The organism is Aurantibacter crassamenti (assembly GCF_016811105.1).
Taxonomy (GTDB): domain Bacteria; phylum Bacteroidota; class Bacteroidia; order Flavobacteriales; family Flavobacteriaceae; genus Aurantibacter_A; species Aurantibacter_A crassamenti.
The window spans coordinates 200,239-217,471 of record NZ_JAFBGM010000002.1 but is presented as its reverse complement, the minus strand read 5'-3'; the positions used below and the strand labels follow the sequence as shown (position 1 = coordinate 217,471).

15 protein-coding genes are annotated in these 17,233 nt (G+C 33.5%); 11 read left to right on the top strand and 4 right to left on the bottom strand.

Annotated elements, in window-relative coordinates; translation table 11 throughout:
- Positions 1-68: 68 nt before the first annotated feature.
- Positions 69-1,073 carry an LLM class flavin-dependent oxidoreductase gene (locus JQC67_RS13560; protein WP_203253462.1) on the bottom strand — a complete coding sequence of 335 codons (1,005 nt, stop codon included), beginning with the start codon at positions 1,071-1,073 and terminating at the stop codon, positions 69-71.
- A 294-nt stretch (positions 1,074-1,367) separates the two neighbouring features.
- Between JQC67_RS13560 and JQC67_RS13555 the strand changes: the two genes are divergently transcribed.
- The gene (locus tag JQC67_RS13555) at positions 1,368-2,753 is read left to right on the top strand and encodes a right-handed parallel beta-helix repeat-containing protein (protein ID WP_203253461.1); all 1,386 of its coding nucleotides are present in this window, start codon (positions 1,368-1,370) and stop codon (positions 2,751-2,753) included.
- A gap of 31 nt (positions 2,754-2,784) precedes the next feature.
- Here JQC67_RS13555 and JQC67_RS13550 read toward each other — a convergent pair whose 3' ends face one another.
- The gene (locus tag JQC67_RS13550; RefSeq protein ID WP_203253460.1) at positions 2,785-3,387 is read right to left on the bottom strand and encodes a YkgJ family cysteine cluster protein; all 603 of its coding nucleotides are present in this window, start codon (positions 3,385-3,387) and stop codon (positions 2,785-2,787) included.
- Positions 3,388-3,612: 225 nt separating this feature from the next.
- Here JQC67_RS13550 and JQC67_RS13545 point away from each other — a divergent pair, with 225 nt between their 5' ends.
- The 4 genes from JQC67_RS13545 to JQC67_RS13530 all read left to right on the top strand — a co-directional run bounded on the left by JQC67_RS13545 (position 3,613) and on the right by JQC67_RS13530 (position 7,786).
- On the top strand, positions 3,613-4,482 hold the full coding sequence (locus JQC67_RS13545) for a DUF808 domain-containing protein (RefSeq protein ID WP_203253459.1): 870 nt from the start codon (positions 3,613-3,615) through the stop codon (positions 4,480-4,482).
- Between the two features lie 157 nt (positions 4,483-4,639).
- Positions 4,640-5,953, top strand: a complete 1,314-nt coding sequence (locus JQC67_RS13540; RefSeq protein WP_203253458.1) for an amidohydrolase family protein — start codon at positions 4,640-4,642, stop codon at positions 5,951-5,953.
- A 209-nt stretch (positions 5,954-6,162) separates the two neighbouring features.
- Positions 6,163-7,413 (top strand): ammonium transporter, encoded by a 1,251-nt coding sequence (locus tag JQC67_RS13535; RefSeq protein ID WP_203253457.1) that lies wholly within the window; start codon positions 6,163-6,165, stop codon positions 7,411-7,413.
- 31 nt (positions 7,414-7,444) lie between these two features.
- Positions 7,445-7,786, top strand: coding sequence for a P-II family nitrogen regulator (locus tag JQC67_RS13530; protein WP_203253456.1), 342 nt, complete (start codon positions 7,445-7,447; stop codon positions 7,784-7,786).
- Positions 7,787-7,923: 137 nt separating this feature from the next.
- On the opposite strand, the gene JQC67_RS13525 is transcribed toward JQC67_RS13530, so the two are convergent.
- Positions 7,924-9,612, bottom strand: coding sequence for an arylsulfatase (locus tag JQC67_RS13525; RefSeq protein ID WP_203253455.1), 1,689 nt, complete (start codon positions 9,610-9,612; stop codon positions 7,924-7,926).
- Between the two features lie 632 nt (positions 9,613-10,244).
- Between JQC67_RS13525 and JQC67_RS13520 the strand changes: the two genes are divergently transcribed.
- From JQC67_RS13520 to JQC67_RS13495, 6 genes are all read left to right on the top strand, one after another.
- On the top strand, positions 10,245-12,095 hold the full coding sequence (locus tag JQC67_RS13520; protein WP_203253454.1) for a tetratricopeptide repeat-containing sensor histidine kinase: 1,851 nt from the start codon (positions 10,245-10,247) through the stop codon (positions 12,093-12,095).
- 93 nt (positions 12,096-12,188) lie between these two features.
- Positions 12,189-14,267, top strand: coding sequence for an HAD hydrolase-like protein (locus JQC67_RS13515; RefSeq protein WP_203253453.1), 2,079 nt, complete (start codon positions 12,189-12,191; stop codon positions 14,265-14,267).
- A 93-nt stretch (positions 14,268-14,360) separates the two neighbouring features.
- A complete protein-coding gene (locus tag JQC67_RS13510; protein ID WP_203253452.1) occupies positions 14,361-14,960 on the top strand; it encodes a Crp/Fnr family transcriptional regulator in 600 nt (199 codons plus the stop codon).
- Positions 14,961-15,034: 74 nt separating this feature from the next.
- Positions 15,035-15,457 (top strand): DUF2141 domain-containing protein, encoded by a 423-nt coding sequence (locus JQC67_RS13505; protein ID WP_203253451.1) that lies wholly within the window; start codon positions 15,035-15,037, stop codon positions 15,455-15,457.
- 1 nt (position 15,458) lies between these two features.
- On the top strand, positions 15,459-15,869 hold the full coding sequence (locus tag JQC67_RS13500; RefSeq protein ID WP_203253450.1) for an ABA4-like family protein: 411 nt from the start codon (positions 15,459-15,461) through the stop codon (positions 15,867-15,869).
- Positions 15,866-16,648 (top strand): hypothetical protein, encoded by a 783-nt coding sequence (locus JQC67_RS13495; RefSeq protein WP_203253449.1) that lies wholly within the window; start codon positions 15,866-15,868, stop codon positions 16,646-16,648. The genes JQC67_RS13500 and JQC67_RS13495 overlap by 4 nt, the downstream gene beginning before the upstream one ends.
- A 99-nt stretch (positions 16,649-16,747) precedes the next feature.
- Here the strand turns inward: JQC67_RS13495 and JQC67_RS13490 are convergent, their stop codons facing one another.
- Positions 16,748-16,939: a cold-shock protein gene (locus tag JQC67_RS13490; RefSeq protein ID WP_203253448.1), complete on the bottom strand. Its 192-nt coding sequence runs from the start codon at positions 16,937-16,939 to the stop codon at positions 16,748-16,750.
- Positions 16,940-17,233 lie beyond the last annotated feature (294 nt).

Genomic DNA, 17,233 nt, shown 5'->3' with positions numbered 1-17,233 from the left:
TCGTAATTTGAATTTCAATTTAATAAATAAAAAAAGCGGTGGTTTACCTAGGTAAACCACCGCTTTTTTTAGTTTAATTCTTTCATGATTTCGGCAAATAGTTCATACGATCGAATTCGATCCTTCACATCATAAATATTAGTGACAGCGATAAGTTCATCGGCTTTGGTTTGTTCTAAAAACTCTTTAACCTTGGCTTTAACAGTGGCTTTGCTGCCAATGAAAGAATACTTAAGCATTTGATGTACTTGTGGATTTTGCATAATCTGCAAATATTCATCTGTCATGTCAGTTGGGGGTTGAACACAATCGCGTTTACCTGTGAAAATGCCAACTATCATTCGGATTAAAGAAGTCGATAACCGTTCTGCTTCTTCATCTGTATCTGCAACAATAATATTTACCCCAGTCAGAACGTAGGGGTCTTTTAACTCTTCCGATGGTTGAAATTCTTTACGATAAATATCTAGTGCATTCCATAAGTGTGTTGTTGCAAAGTGACTAGCAAATGCATAAGGCAAACCTTTTTTTGCAGCCAAATGAGCACTATCAGTACTAGAACCTAAAATGTAAATGGGTACTTCCACTCCTTCTGCAACGGTAGCACGTACTTTAGAAGTTGAATTTGTCACGCAAAAGTAGGTTTCAATCTTTTCTAATTCATCTGGAAAAGAGTGGGCAGCATGTAAAAAATCAGATCGAATAGCTATGGCTGTTTCTCTATCAGTGCCGGGAGCTCTACCTAATCCTAAATCAATCCGATTAGGATATAAAGAAGCCAAAGTGCCAAATTGTTCCGCAATAATCAAAGGAGAGTGGTTAGGTAGCATGATGCCTCCTGAACCAATGCGTAGTGTGTTTGTGCCTTCTGCTACATAACCAATTAACACTGAGGTAGCACTACTACCGATATTGGGAGAATTATGGTGTTCGGCCAACCAATAGCGCGTATAACCGAATTTTTCGGCGTGCTGCGCTAATTTAAGGGTGTCATTATAGGTTTGTTTAAGTGTTTGACCTTCAGAAACTAATGCGAGGTCTAATATGGAATATAAAGTATGTTGAATTTTCATTAATGCGTATAATAAGTTTAGAAACTTGGATCAAAAAAAGATTTAAATTAATTGAATCATTTTTTTTGACTTTGAACTATTTAGGTTATCAGCCTATGAAAATTTCAAAGCTACAAAGGATGCGTAAAACAAGTCTTCTTATTTTCTATTAAAAAGTACATTTTAGATTGTTCTGATCGTTGTATTAACCTTATGAAATTTATTTACACATGTTAGGCTGCAATTAACAATTTGCAGGCATAATTAGCCGTTACACTACTGACTCTTGTGTAAGTTTTATTTAAATATCGGCCCATGAAATACCAAATCTACTACCTACTAATGCTTATTGTGATTTTTATCTCTTCATGTAAGAATGAAGATTTAGATGCAGTAATAAGTGATTCAATTTACGAAGCAGATCCTGAAAACTTAGACCCAGACGGTTTACCTACTTTGCTTTTTAATGCGCAGTTACCTAATATACCTGCTGTTTCAGAATATACTATTGAGTTAGATCGCTGGGACATTCCAAATACAAATACGAATGCAGCAAAGACTACGGCAAACTTACAAGCGGCGATTGATTGGGCACATGAAGAGGCATATACGCGTGTTGTATTGCCTCCCGGAAATTATTTAGTGGGTGAAGATGTGAATGATATCTATTATGGTGGCATTGATATTTTTGGTAATACAGAATTTGTTTTTAGTGAAGGTGCTGTATTAACTATTGACACTAATAATAAATGGAATTACTGTGTATTACGCTTAAATGGTGATAATATAATTGTAAGAGATGGTGTAATTAAAGGAGAGCGTGCTACGCATGTTTATACCGCTCGCGAAGATGGTAAGACTGCACATGATGAAGGGCATGGCATCTGTGTTTGGAGTAATAATAATGTTTTAATCAAGAACATGGAAATTCATAGTGTAACTGGTGATGGATCTTTAGTACTAGACTCTAATGATGTTACTTTTGAAAATAATAATATTTATAATAATAGACGTCAGGGTATTTCAATTGTTGGTGGTGTTCGAATTGAAATTAATAATAATGAAATACATCATATAAAAGGTACTTCACCTCAATTTGGTATTGATATTGAAGGTCCTGGTCGCATTGATGAAGATATCTTGATACAGAATAATTATTTTCATCATAATTCTGGCGGTGATATTGTTAACGCGACTGGAGAAAATGTGTACATTCTTGATAATGTAATGGAACAAGGCGATGGTAGTAAATACATTGATGGTCCTATTGTTAGCTGGCATAAAACACATAATATCATTGCCCGAAATACTGTAACTATGGTTGATGGGTCAGTAAATGGCCGGTTGGGTTATATTCAATACTCTAGTGGTGGTGAAAAAGGTCATAATAGGGCAACGTATGTACATGATAATATCATGAATAATTGCGGAATGTACATGTATAAAAGTTCAGATGCTGATGTTCGACGCAATAAATTTCTAGGGTATTTTGTGGCGTTCTCTGATTTTGAGAATGTAACCCTTATGGATAATCTTGTCACCTATTCTGAAGAACATACAAATCTGAGATATTGTTGGTCTTATCGTTTTAAAAATGCCACCGGTTTTGCTAGTGGAAATTATTTAGGAGAGTCGTTAGAAGAGTTACCACTATCAGAAACAGAACCTCATACTTTACAATGTGTGTTAGATGGTTGGTAGGTGCTATTGCTAGTAAATAGCGACTAGATATTTAAATACACTTTTTTGCAGAATCAGGAGAAGGTCTGTAAGCGTAATAGTGTAAAACTTCTTCCAAAGCCATTTGAAGCGCTTTATTTACAGGCACTATTTTGTTTCCTAAATGAAAGTCTATTTGATTTAATTGCATGTAATACTCCGTAAATACGGGTACATGTAGTCCTTTTGTAATTGCTTCGTCAGTGGAATTATATTTCTTAGCCTGACCTTCTTTGATAATCTTACAGGTTGCTAATCGCAAATTTCCATACTTATCAGTATTAGCTGCAAAACCAAACAAACGACAAATTAGACCTCTATATTTATAATTGCTACAACGCCCCTGACCAGTTAGTGATAATGATTTATAGATTAAACATGTTTTACTCTGAGTCTTTTTGAGTAGATTAAGCGTGTTTTCTGCTTCCCCATTTAAAAATAGATGAAATGCCCAAGGTAAAAACTCTAAAGGTGATGCCTCTATATTTGGATAGGTACAACATTTTCCACATCCAGAAACACAACTGAGTCCTGATGCTTGTTCAAATTGAGCGCTTTCCTGCTCTAATTGGTGAAAAAGTTTTTCAACCAATGCTACTCTCTGCGCTATCGACATTATTTTTTGTCGAAGGTAGACTTAATACAGATCGATGAGTTGATTTCTAGCACCTAAGAAAAAAAAATTTAGAAGTTAACCTCTCCTTCATGCTTTTTTTGAAGGAATAATTTCAATTTCAAGTTTTTTCTGTGGAGTTCAACAAATACTACTTGAGTTAATATTTGTAGCAAAAGGAGACTGTGATTTGAATTTCTTAAATTATTTTTGACTTAAAATAAACGCATGGCTTCAGGATTTTTTGCAATACTAGATGATGTAGCAACACTATTAGATGATGTTGCAGCAATGAGCAAAATAGCAACTAAAAAAACAGCAGGAATTCTTGGAGATGATTTGGCCGTGAATGCTGAAAAAGCATCAGGTTTCGCCTCAAAACGTGAACTACCAGTTTTGTGGGCCATTACAAAAGGTTCGTTACTCAATAAAATTATAATACTACCTATTGCTTTTCTATTAAGTGCCTTTTTACCTTGGGCAGTAACTTTAGTTTTGGTTTTAGGCGGAATTTATCTTGCTTATGAAGGGGCAGAAAAAATATATGAATTCTTTGTTCCACATGCACATGCTACTGTTTTCGATGAGAGTAAAGAATTGACCGAAGCGGAAATTTTGGAAATGGAAAAGTCAAAAATAAAATCGGCTATTGTGACGGATTTTATACTATCTATTGAAATTGTAATAATTGCTTTAGGCGCTGTTCTTCAAGAGCCTTTGGTAACTCAAATCGCCGTTGTTTCTGTCGTAGCCCTATTAGCTACTGTAGGCGTTTATGGGATTGTAGCACTAATTGTGCGAATGGATGAGTTCGGAGCGCGATTAATTGCTCTTAATGATGAAGACAATAGTGTTTCAGATAAAATTGGACGGTTTTTTGTTAATGCTTTGCCTAAGGTGATAAAAGCTTTATCAATTATTGGAACAATTGCGTTATTATTGGTGTCTGGTGGAATTTTTGTCCACAATATAGATTTCTTACATCACTTATTACCTCAAGTACCTGGTATAATTGTTGAATTTGTGGTTGGACTAATTGTTGGTTTTCTGGCACTTATATTATATAGTGGTATTAAAAAAATATTTAAACCTTCCTAATATCAAAACCATATAATCATCCGATACTAAGTTTTGTGCCTTTTTGGTTCTTTATTTCAGTAAGTTCTTTATAAATTCCCCTAGCAATATATTCTAGTTTCAAACGAAGTATAAAAGGATATACCATACCAATAGAACAATTACTGAATCTGACCAAATGAAAGTTTTTCCAATTTACCTTATCTGCTTACTATTCACTTTTTCATGCACTGATCAACCCAAGAATAAAAAAGAATCTATTGAGAAGATTACCAAAAAAGTGATTTATGCTCAAAACACTCATGAAATAGCACAAGGAGATAAAACTATTGCCATCTCAGGTGTAACTGTAGTAGATGGTACGGGTTCAGAACCCATAAAAAATGCTTTAGTTATAGTAAAAAATAATAAAATAGATTATGTTGGCAAGGCTTCAGATGCAACTATTCCAGAAGATGCTGAAGTAATTGATGCATCTGGTATGACACTTCTCCCCGGACTAATTGATGCTCATTTTCATGGTGAATCTAATAAAGTAACACCTTTGTTTTTAAAAAAGGGAGTGACTTCAATTCGTGACCCTGGCGCTTGGAATGAATCTTATGATGAAGCGCGTGGTTTTGAACAAGCGATACCACGGTTATTTCTTACTGGACCTCATATTGATAGCTACCCCCCTGCTTATCCGCTAAATTCATTTCTAATTCAAGATCCACTGGAAGGTGAAATTGCAGTAAATAGATTTGCAGATGAGGGAGCAACAGCAATCAAAGCATATTTCAGACTTTCAACCGAAATGATTAAAGTAATCTGTGAAACTGCCCATAAAAGAGGAATACCTGTAACCGCTCATCTTGAAATTACAAACGCTATTGATGCCATAAATGCAGGATTAGATGGTATTGAACATATTACTTCTTTTGGTACCTCATTGCTAACCCCGAGTAAAGCAGAAGTATTCAAAAACAAAATGCTAGGCGATAATAGTGCTCGTAGAAAAGGCCGATATGAAGTTTGGAATACTTTGGATATTGACAACAACCCAAGAGTAGATTCTATAGTTCCATTTTTGGCAGAACATCAAACTTTTATTAGTCCAACTTTGGCTGTTTTTGAAAAACAATTTGACAAAGGCGATAGCACCGAAGTAAACGCCTTTGCTAATATGTTGAAATTTGTGGGTAGAATAAATAAAGGCGGCGCTAAAATTGTGGTAGGCTCACACACCTTTGCTCCCTATGCAGAATTGGGCAATGCATATTACCGTGAGATGGAATTGTTGAAGGAAGCAGGCCTAAGTAATATGGAAGTTATTGTTGCAGCAACCCTTGAAAATGCTCGGTTTTTTAGAATTGAAGAAAGGCTGGGTAGTATTGAAAAAGGTAAAATTGCAGATTTAATCATATTACGTAAAAACCCTTTAGATGACCTTAAAGCAATGAATACCGTAGAAAAGGTAATGCTCAATGGTGTGTTTATCGACCTGAACTAATCTTACACTAATAGTGCTCTCTTATAAATTTTACTGTTTTAGGAATTTTAAATAGTAATAGAAGTTTATACCTTATAATTTAACACAGCATCTTAATTCTGTCAATTTTTTTAGTTTTTTGAACTTCAGCATTATTATTTCTTACTTTCCGCGCTTGTTAAAAAAATTATCCTACTCAAATAACTAAACCAACCAAAACGAACTTTCACATGCAAGAATTAGTAACTACCATTGATCAATCAGAAATTATTTCGGCAATTGATACAGTATGGGTTTCGCTTTGTGCTGCAATTATATTTTTAATGGAAGCGGGTTTTGCATTACTTGAAGCTGGTTTTGTTCGAGCTAAAAATGCAATGAGTATTATAGCAAAAGTTATGATGGACATCGCTTTTGGTGGTCTTGCTTTTTATGTGGTTGGATTTGGAATTGCCTATGGAGCCTCTAATGGGTGGTTTGCTTTTGATACAGGTATTACTAATTCTGACTTAGGATTAGGTCTTACGGTTTCTAATAAACTGTTTTGGTTTATTCAATTGGGATTTGCTATTGCTGCTATTTCAATAGTTTCAGGTGCTGTAGCAGAACGAATGAAAGTATGGGCGTATGCAATTTTTGTAGTTATATTTTGTGCAATTATGTACCCATTAGCTGCTAATTGGGTATGGAACCCAAATGGGTGGTTGGCGGTACGAGGTTTTAATGATTTCGCAGGTTCAGCTGCTGTTCATGCAATGGGTGGATTCGCGGCTTTGGCCGCTGCAATTGTTCTTGGGCCGCGCTTAGGAAAGTATGATCAAAAAGGTGTACCAGTTGCTATACCAGGCCACAATTTACCGCTTGCTGCTGTGGGTGGTTTTATTCTTTGGTTTGGCTGGTTTGGGTTTAACCCAGGATCAACACTTGGAGCCGTTGGTAATTGGGAATTAATAGGAACTATAGCCACGAATACATTTTTGGCCTCGGCAGCAGGTGGTGTTTCTACTATGTTTTATACCTATTTTAAATATGGACAGATTGATGTTACTATGACGATAAATGGTGTGCTTGCTGGTTTAGTTGCCGTTACTGCGGGTTGTAATGTTGTGGGACCAGATGCAGCTATGTTAATTGGAATCATAGCAGGTATTTTGGTAGATGTTGCTGTGATTTTTATTGATAAGATTAGAATTGATGATCCAGTTGGAGCTATAGCCGTTCATGGTGTTAATGGATTGTTTGGTACAATAGCAGTAGGTTTATTTGCTTCGGAAGGTGGATTATTTTTTGGAGGAGGAACTGACCTTCTACTCACACAGTGCTTAGGTGTTTTGGTTATCGGAGCATTTTCTTTTACTGTGACGTATATTATTATGCAAATAATGGATAAAACTATGGGTATACGTGTTAGTAGATCAGAAGAAACTGCAGGAATTGATGCAGTATCATTTGGAGTAGAAGCATATACTACTTTTGAATAAAATAGCTTGACAAAAAAATAAAGTAAAAGAAATGAAAAAAGTAGAAGCCATAATAAGACCCTCTAAGTTAAAAGCTGTGCAACGTGGATTAAAAGAAGCTGATATTCCTTGTATTACGGTAATTCCCGTAAAAGGAACAGGATTGCAAACAAGCTATTCTGAGCGATATAGAGGTACTGAACAATCAATGATTTTGCAAAGTCGTGTGATGATTATGTGTGTTATTAGCGATAGCAACTTAGAAAAATGTATTAATGTAATTAAAGATAATGCCACTGAAAACAAAGTGGGTGATGGTAAAATATTTATTTATCATGTTGAAGATGCAATACGTTTGAGTAACGGTACTACGGGTGTAGATGCAATTATATAGCTAAAAAGTCAATGTTTAAAAACACCTTGTCTTTTTGTTTCAATTAACATAGAAATATATAGACAGTGATAATTGAGAATCTTTTTAAGTGAACTATTAGAAGAGCTCATTCGATTTTATAGACGTTAAACTTCATTTTATTTTAGGGTTGAAAATCTATTCTTTTTAACAGTTACCACTTCATTTACGCCAACCCTCTCTGCCCATTGGTCATACGCATTTATCATTTTAGCAGTTATTTCAGTTTCTTGATTAAAAACATTAATTAACTCTGTTCTATCGTTTTTTAGATTATAAAGTTCCCAAGTATTATTTTTTTTAGAGACTAGTTTCCAATCTCCCATTCGTACTCCTCGGTTTTCGAAATGTTCCCAAAAAATAAATTCATGAGATTCGCCTTTTTGTCCCTCAAAAATGGGTAGTAAACTTTTACCTTCTACAGGAGTAATTGGCTTTCCATTATATGTTGTTGGATATTCTTCATTAGCAATGTCAGTGCACGTCGCCATAAGATCAACAACATGACCTATTTGATTTGTTATACTGCCCTTATTTGTAATTACTTTTGGCCAATGTGCAATTAATGGAGTAGATATTCCGCCCTCGTGAATCCAACTTTTAAACATGCGAAATGGTGTATTGCTTAAGTTTGCCCATGACTGCCCATAGCTATGGTACGAACCACCAGAACCTGGTCTAATATTTTCATCACTAAAATTTCCCCAGAAATCAAGGCCTTGAGGTCCACCTTCATGACTTCCCCCATTATCTGAAAGAAATAATATTAATGTATTCTCTTGTTTATTCTTTTCTTTCAAACTATTTAAAATTTTTCCTATTCCTTGGTCCATCCTATCAATTTGGGCTGCATAAATTGACATTAATAAATCCATTTTATCTTTCTCATCTGCGGTTAATGATTGCCATGAGCTCACATCTGGGTCACGAGTGCTCATTGGCCAGTTGTCATCGACAAGGCCCATTTCAACCATTCTTGAATAACGTTCACCACGCAGTTTATCCCAACCTTCTTTAAATTTACCTCTGTATTTGTCAATATCTTCTTGCTCAGCATGCAAAGGCCAATGTGGTGCAGTATAGGCTAGGTATAAGAAGAAAGGTTGGTCTTTGTCATCTGCTTTATCTAAAAACTTAAGGGCATTGTCAGTTATGCCATCGGTCATATAAAAACCTTCATTTGGTGGTGTATATTCGGTACTGTCAATAGCAAAATGACGTACAACATCAGCATTTTTTCCTTTAGCGATATCATAGTAATTTGCGGCGCCACTAATGAGTCCAAAATAATTATCAAATCCTCTATCAGTAGGCCAATATGGTCTTTCTTCTCCAACATGCCATTTACCAGAAGCTGCGGTATAATATCCTGCGCTTTTAAGCACTTCAGCAATTGTCACCGATTTATCATTCAAATATCCTTGATACGGACCAGGTTCACTGGTTTTAGGGTCTTTTACCATTCCTCCCATTCCGGCTTGATGCGGATAAAGACCAGTTAGTAGCGAAGCTCGTGTTGGGCAACATCTTGCAGCATTATAAAATTGGGTAAACCGTAATCCATTATAAGCCAGCTTGTCTATATTGGGGGTGTTAATTTCACCTCCGTAACAACCTATATCTGAGTAGCCCATGTCATCGGCCAATATTATAATTATGTTGGGACGTTCATCAATTGTTAAGGCTTGATTTTCATTCGCTTGTTTGTTTTTGCAAGCCAAAGGACTGTATATCAATATAGTCAGAACTATTTTTTTGAGGATGTTGAAATACTTCGGCCTGAAATACGATTCTATAATTGTTGCCATTTGCAATTTTATTTAGGTTTTAAACTTATTGTAAACTAATGTACTATACACTAATTAAGAAACCATTTTTCAGTTAATTAATAGTAGGGAAAGTTTTCATTTGCATTGATTATCAGTGTTGTAGGATTATACTTATCTTTTATTAAATTGAAGCATTGTATTTTTAGAAAATTGTAAATAGCACATTTTTATACTACCTTTAAATAATGCAGATATTGGTCGCAGGACTATGACGACAGCTTTTACATTATGCATTTACTTGATAATTTGAGTTTTTTATTTCACTAGTGTTGTGATTCATATAAATTCTTCAAGTTTTCGTTAATCTATTTTAATGTGTTTTGTTGAATAGCTAACAAAACAATAATACGAAAGTCTTTGGTGGTGTTTCTAAATTTATCTTTAATCCTGCATACAATATGAAATATATTGTTTATTGTAAACCCCTTCATTTTATATTTGTTCTTCTTTGTTTTCTCTCTTTTTCTAATAGTTTAGCACAATCTAATAGTAATATTAGAACTAAAATAAATGAGTTAAAATCAAAACCGAATTTTAACCCTGAAAGTCCAATTTACATTGATTTATTAATTGATTTAGCAAGTAAATACAAATACGCTAAACCAGATAGTATGAAAATTTTACTTGATGAAAGTTATAAATTAAGTATTAATTCTAATTACAAAAAAGGTGAAAGTAAAGTACTATATAATTATGGTCATTATTTTTCAGAACAAGGCGAAAAAGAGAAGTCCTTAGAATACAATTTAAAGTCATTAGAAATAGCAAATAAGCATGGTTTAAAGAGCGAAAAAATTAAAGCTCTAAATTATATGGGGCTTGCTTTTTGGCATGAAGGAAATAATGGCAACGCACTTACAAAATATTTAGAGGCATTAACCATTGCCGAAGAAATTGAAGACACGTATATGATGTCTGCCATTAACGACAATATAGCTCTTTTGTATGGTGATAATGCTGATTATGAAACAGCCTTAGCCTTTCATGAAAAATCGCGTCAGATTAGTTTAAAACATAATAAAGAAATATCTCTCGCACGTACGTTGTTAAACATGGCCGTAATTTATAGAGAACTTCAAGACTTGGATATTGCCGATGAAATGACTGATAGGTGTGTAAAAGTATTTACTAAAGAAAATAGTATTGATTGGTTGTCTCATTCCTTTGAAGTAAAAGGGAGTATTGCTATAAAACACAGAAAATTTTCAGAAGCTCTAGAATGGTATTCTAAATCAGAAAAATTATGCGATGAAATTGAATATATCCTTGGTTATACAAAAACATATATTGGATTGGCAGAGTCATATTTGGGACTTAAAAATTTGGAATTGGCTGAAGAATATGCATACAAGGCATTACAAGTTTCAACAGATTTAAGCAACTCGGAAGCAATAAAAGAAGCAAATTCCATTTTGGCTAACATTTACAGCGAAATGGGAGAACATAAGAAAGCATATGAGTTTCAATCTGAATATTTGCAATTATATAAAATGGGAGCAACTGAAGATTTTAAACAAGGGCTTGGTGTTGTGCGAAGTGAGTTGTTATTTGAAAATCAAAAAAACCACCTAATTGAAGAAAATAATAAAGCTATTGCAGAGCAAAGGCTATATTTTTATTTAGCTCTGAGTGCCTTGTTTGTAGCAACCTTGTTTTTAATAATGATTGCGAGAACAAATAAGCTTCAAAAAAAATTCACTAAAATTTTACAAAAGAAACAGGCTATTTTAGTGAAACGTGAATCTGAATTGAGAAAATCTAATGAAACTAAGGATAAGCTTTTCTCAGTAATTGCACATGACCTTAAAGGCCCTATAAACTCTTTTTATTCGCTAATGAAGTTATATTTAGAAAAGGGATATACAAAAGAAGAATCTGAAAAATTATTTCCTAGAGCATTGCAAGGCATTCATGGTATTTCAGAAATGTTGAACAACCTTTTATTATGGGCGAAAACACAAATGCAGGGTGCAAAAATCAAACCACAGCAAATAGATGTTAATGATATTGTTGATGAAAATATAGTGCTACTTAATCCGCTTGCAGAACGAAAGGCAATTACAATAGTTAATAATATAGCTGAAAATACATTGAGTTTTAGCGATAAGGATTATATAAGTATTGTTTTAAGAAACTTAATTAGTAATGCAATTAAGTTTACGAATCGAAATGGCGAAATAAATATTAACGCAATTGTAAAAGGTAATGAACTGGAAGTTTCGGTTCAAGATAATGGCGTTGGAATGGATTTAGAAACGCAGGCAAAGCTTTTTAAAGAAGATAACAATATTATGTCAACCTATGGCACTAATAATGAAAAAGGAACTGGATTAGGCCTTTCATTAAGTGGAGATCTGGTTGAGAGTAATGGCGGAAGAATTTGGGTTAAAAGCATTAAAAATAAGGGAACAACTATGTATTTTACAATGCCTATTAAATCTGATCATAAAAAAGGTGATTGATTTGTTTATTTTTTAGGAAGAAATTATTACTTTGCCCTTTCTCCTCATTCATGTACCTACTTTCCCCCCTATTGGTTTTAGTTTATAACTATAATGGGAATAGAAAAATTGAATGAAATTGAAAGTGATAAGGCAATTCAAACCATATTTGTCGATTTCTTTGATACCTTAGTACATCGTACAGTACATCCGAATCAGGTTATTCGTCTGTGGGCAAAATTGATGATACGAGAATTAGGATTGTCGCTAAAAATCGATGAGCTTTATTTTATACGTAAAGAAGCTGCGCAATACCTGAGCAAGAAATATGGCAGACCTTATTTTGAAGTTAATTATGATGAATTAATTTATGAGGTTTATAATAGGCTTACAGCTACCTCTACTTTAAATAGTATTTCCTTTTTAAATTTTACAAGTTACTTTGAGCTTGCAGAAATTCGTGCAGAATTCAATGTGCAATATTTGAATCAAAACACAACTAATTCATTAAAAACCTATAAAGAAAAGGGTTACAAACTATATTGTGTTTCAGATTTTTATACTTCATCTAGTATTATCGAAAAACTACTTGAAAAACATCAAATTGCTGAACTTTTTGAGGCTGTCTTCGTTTCTGCAGATTATAGAAAAAGTAAATACTCAGGTAACCTTTATGCTAGTGTTCTTGAAGACTTAGGTATAGCGACATCGAGTGCTGTAATGATAGGTGATAATTTAAAAAGTGATGTGCATAATGCCAAAGCGAATGGTTTGATTGCTATTCACATTCCTAATAAAAGAGAATCAAAAACCAAGAAACGATATCTTTTAGGATCTGATCGTAAAGATTACAGTCATGTTCTTAAAAAACTATACAAAACCTGTAATGCTAACAATGCACCGGCCAACAGTGATTATGTTCTGTTTTATGCGATTTATATAGAACGATTGTATCATCATTTAAAGAAAAACGGCATAAAAAACATTCTTTTCTTAGCAAGAGAAGGATTATATCTAAAAAAGTTGTTTGATCAATATCAACAACATTTTGCACTTAAAGAAGAAGATAAAATTAAAACTCATTATTTTAAAACCTCTCGTCAAGCATCTATGTTAGTAGCTTTAAAAGATGTTGAGGAAGAAAAATATACATTTCTAAGAAGAAAATATCCAAATTTATCACTAAACAGCTTTCTTCGGAATTTTACTTTTAATGAAGAAGTGATTTCGTTAATTATTGACGAAATGAATTTACAAGCCCGAAAAAACGAGGTTATTGCTGATTTTTTAGAATCTGAAATCTATAAAAAGTTGAAGACCAATGAAACGTTTAAAGCTGCTTATGACAAAAACAGATTTGGCCAGCAAAATGCATTTAAAAAATATCTCGATTCTTTTGGGGTTAATTTTCATGAAGAAGGTATGCATCTTGCTGATATTGGTTGGGGAGGATCTATGCAAGAATGTCTCTTTGATTACTTTGATAAAAAAGTTGAAGTTCATGGGCATTATTTAGGCCTAAATGAGGTGTATGATATTAAGAAAGAAACAACCCGCTGGGGTTTAAACTTTTCAATTTTTCCTTATAAAACGTACTATGATAATATACTAAGAGGTAATACAGAACTGAACGAACAATTACTTTCTGCGGGTCATGGTTCAACATTGTCATACAATCACTTAGATACTTTTACCAATGAATTTCATCATGAAGTTGAAAAAAAGGTGTTTTACGAGCTTATTTCTGAGGTACAAGAATTTATGTTTAAACAGTTTACAGAACTCTTAAACGATTTAGATTCGGTTTGTTATGACGATGCCATTGTGCAAAAAGAAATGACCGATTATGCTTTGCGTGCCGGACTTTTTGCATCTAAAAAAAAGATAGCAAGTGCCATGAAAATTTCTGAAGGGTTTTATACCAATGTTGGTGATTTCTCAAATGGCTTGAAAATATCACCAAAGAAGTATACTCAAAATAAATTGGGACTATTAAAGACTTTTGTATTGAGTCCAGATGAGCTGTTTCCACTCATACTACGTATAAAACCATACTTATACTCCAGAAAAAAATATTTTCTTGTTTACCTATTACCTAGTTGGCTTATTTATGTTTACATAAAAGTGAACCGAAGTATAAAAACAAATGTATTTCAGAAGATTAGTCGTTTTAAGTATGCTTATTTAAAGTAAGTAATAAATAAGCTGTTTTTTATTTAGCATGAATAGTCATTCTAAACCTTATATGAATTGCTTAAATTAGAGAATCAATAGTTAGTGTTTATTATGGAAATCAACCCAAACGTATTGCAATATCTTGCTTCAATGCAGCAAATGTGTTCAGATATAAAAGATGAAGACTTGACTGACTTTGGTCGCACCTTAGTGGTTAAAGAGTTTGCAGCTAAGGATATTATTTTTGACGTTAACTATATACATGAGCATGTCGTTTTTATTACCCAAGGATTGGCGCGTTCTTTCTATACTTCAGAAAATGGTGATGAAATTACAAGCTGTTTTGTAGGTGAAAATGAGTTTATTACAGACTATCCTGCTTTATTAGCAAAGAAACCTAGCAATTATTCTTTTGAGACTATTGAACCTACAACTGGTGTCTTTTTACCTAAGTGGGCCATTGATGAAGGTTATCACAAATACCCTTCCCTTCAAAAATATGGAAGATTGATTGCTGAATATATTTTGACTACGCAACAAAATCGCATAGAAAGTTTTCTTTTTAAAAGTGCTAAACAACGTTATCTTGATGTTTTAAACAGCCCGCTAGATTTAGAAAATAGGGTTTCTCAGCGCCATTTGGCTTCCTATATAGGTATCGAACGCCAATCTTTGACGCGAATTAGAAAACAACTACTTATTGAAAAATGACACATAGGTGTCAGGCATAGTATATTAAAATAGCTGAAATTAGCTCTGTTTTTAGTCATTAAAAAGGGAGTTATATGAAGTTTACTGTGCTGATATTTATGTTCGTACTATTCATTACGGATACCACGAACCATGATCTTACCATTGAAATTACGAATCTAAAAGAAGAGTATGTAGGTAAAAACCTGTATATCGGTTATTGGGGTGATGACAAAGAAAACTTTCCCAATGAACATAAAGTTGTTATTAAAGACAAGCTCACAGTTAACAGCACTGGTTTTGAGATAACAAAGGACTTGGTAGAGAATACATATGCGGTTTCCCTTTATATCGATATGAATGGTAATGGTGAATTAGATAAAAATATGTTTGGTATACCTAAAGAACCTTATTGTTTTTCTAGAAATTACAGGCCAAAATTATCGGCCCCTGATTTTGATGATTGTAGTTTTTTAGTTTCCAAAGACACCAAAATAACCCTTGAACTAATTGATTAATATGGAACCATCGCTCATTTTCAAAATTTGCAATTCATTTGTTTTAATAGGATGGATACTATTATTGTTTGCTCCCAAGTGGAAACTAACTCAAAATATTGTGGTTTATGGGGTAATAACATTATTATCACTTGTATATCTCGCACTAATAGCACCAACAATTTTAAATTTTAATCCAGATGCCTTCTCTACCCTAGCTAATGTTAAAGCGCTGTTTCAAGATGATGCCGCCTTAACTGCCGGTTGGGTACATTATTTAGCATTTGATTTATTCGTGGGAGCCTATATTGTAAGACAAGGCATAGCCGTCGAAATGTCAAGATGGAAATATTCACTTTGTCTTCCGTTTACATTTATGTTCGGCCCAATAGGACTACTACTATTTTTTGCATTAAAGTTCAGTAAGCGATGAACCTTTTTAAAACTTTAGTTTTTAGGAGTAAAACCTTGACATTATTAGGCTCATTTTTTCTTTCCTTGAGTATAGTTTTAATCATTTTAATACCGAATAATACTACGGAAGTGCTTGGTATTAATTCACTTATTAAACCGTTAAAGTTCTCACTAAGTTTATGGATCTATTCATGGACCATGGCCTATTTAATATACTATTTTAAGGATGAGCTAGTAAAAAAGAGATTGATTTTTCTGATTGTCTTCGTGATGCTTTTTGAACAAGCCGTAATTACTGTTCAGGCATTTAGAGGCACTTTATCACATTTTAATGCGGAAACAGTAATAGAAGGTGTATTGTTTAGTTTAATGGGCATATTCATTACCCTTGTAACCTGCTATACTTTGTATGCTGCACTAAAATTTAGAAATCAAAAAGATACTCTTGATAGCGCTAAAAAGGCGGCTATTTTTTATGGATTATTAATTTTTGTTATTGCCAGCTTTATGGGTGGCGTTATGGGAGCCTTATTTTCTCATAATGTAGGTGGCGATATGGGCGGAGAAGGATTGCCTCTTGTTAATTGGAGTACAAAAATTGGAGATATTAGAGTGGCTCATTTTATAGGAATGCACGCACTTCAAATAGTTCCTTTGGCGGGATTTTATATTAGTAAAAAAATTGTAGACAAACGGAAGGCACTAGCTTATGTGAATAGATTTAGTTTAGCCTATTTGATATTTGTTTTAGTAGTTTTTATACAGGCTTTATTAGGGCTTCCATTTTTGAAGTTTTAATCGTGGTCACTAAGCATACAGTAATTTCTAATTAGGTAAAAATTGGTCAAAAAAAAGCCCATCAATGATGGGCTTTCTCTGAAATTATATGGATGTATATTAGATAACTTTTACGTTTACTGCGTTTAATCCTTTGTTTCCTTCTTGTAAATCGAATTCAACTTGGTCACCTTCTCTGATTTCGTCTACTAATCCAGAAATGTGTACAAAGTGATCTTTTTCAACTCCTTCTTCAGTGATGAATCCAAAACCTTTTGCGTCGTTGAAAAATTTTACTGTTCCTTTACTCATTGTAATGTAATTTAATTTATTAATATTTAATACTTTGCAAAGATAGTGCCATTAATTACAATACCGCTACATATATATTCTTACTTCACCCCTTTATTGTTTAAGCAAAGCATAATTCGTGGCAATGTAGTCATATTATTTGTATAAACATGTTTTTATATTTCTGTGAACTAGCTTATTAGCTTGATAATCGTTGTAGTTGGTAATTTTTCAACTTCATTGTTTTATTAATTTGTTCAAATTCAATTTAAATGAATACAAATTGTTAAATCATAATTTGTATGGCATAGGTTG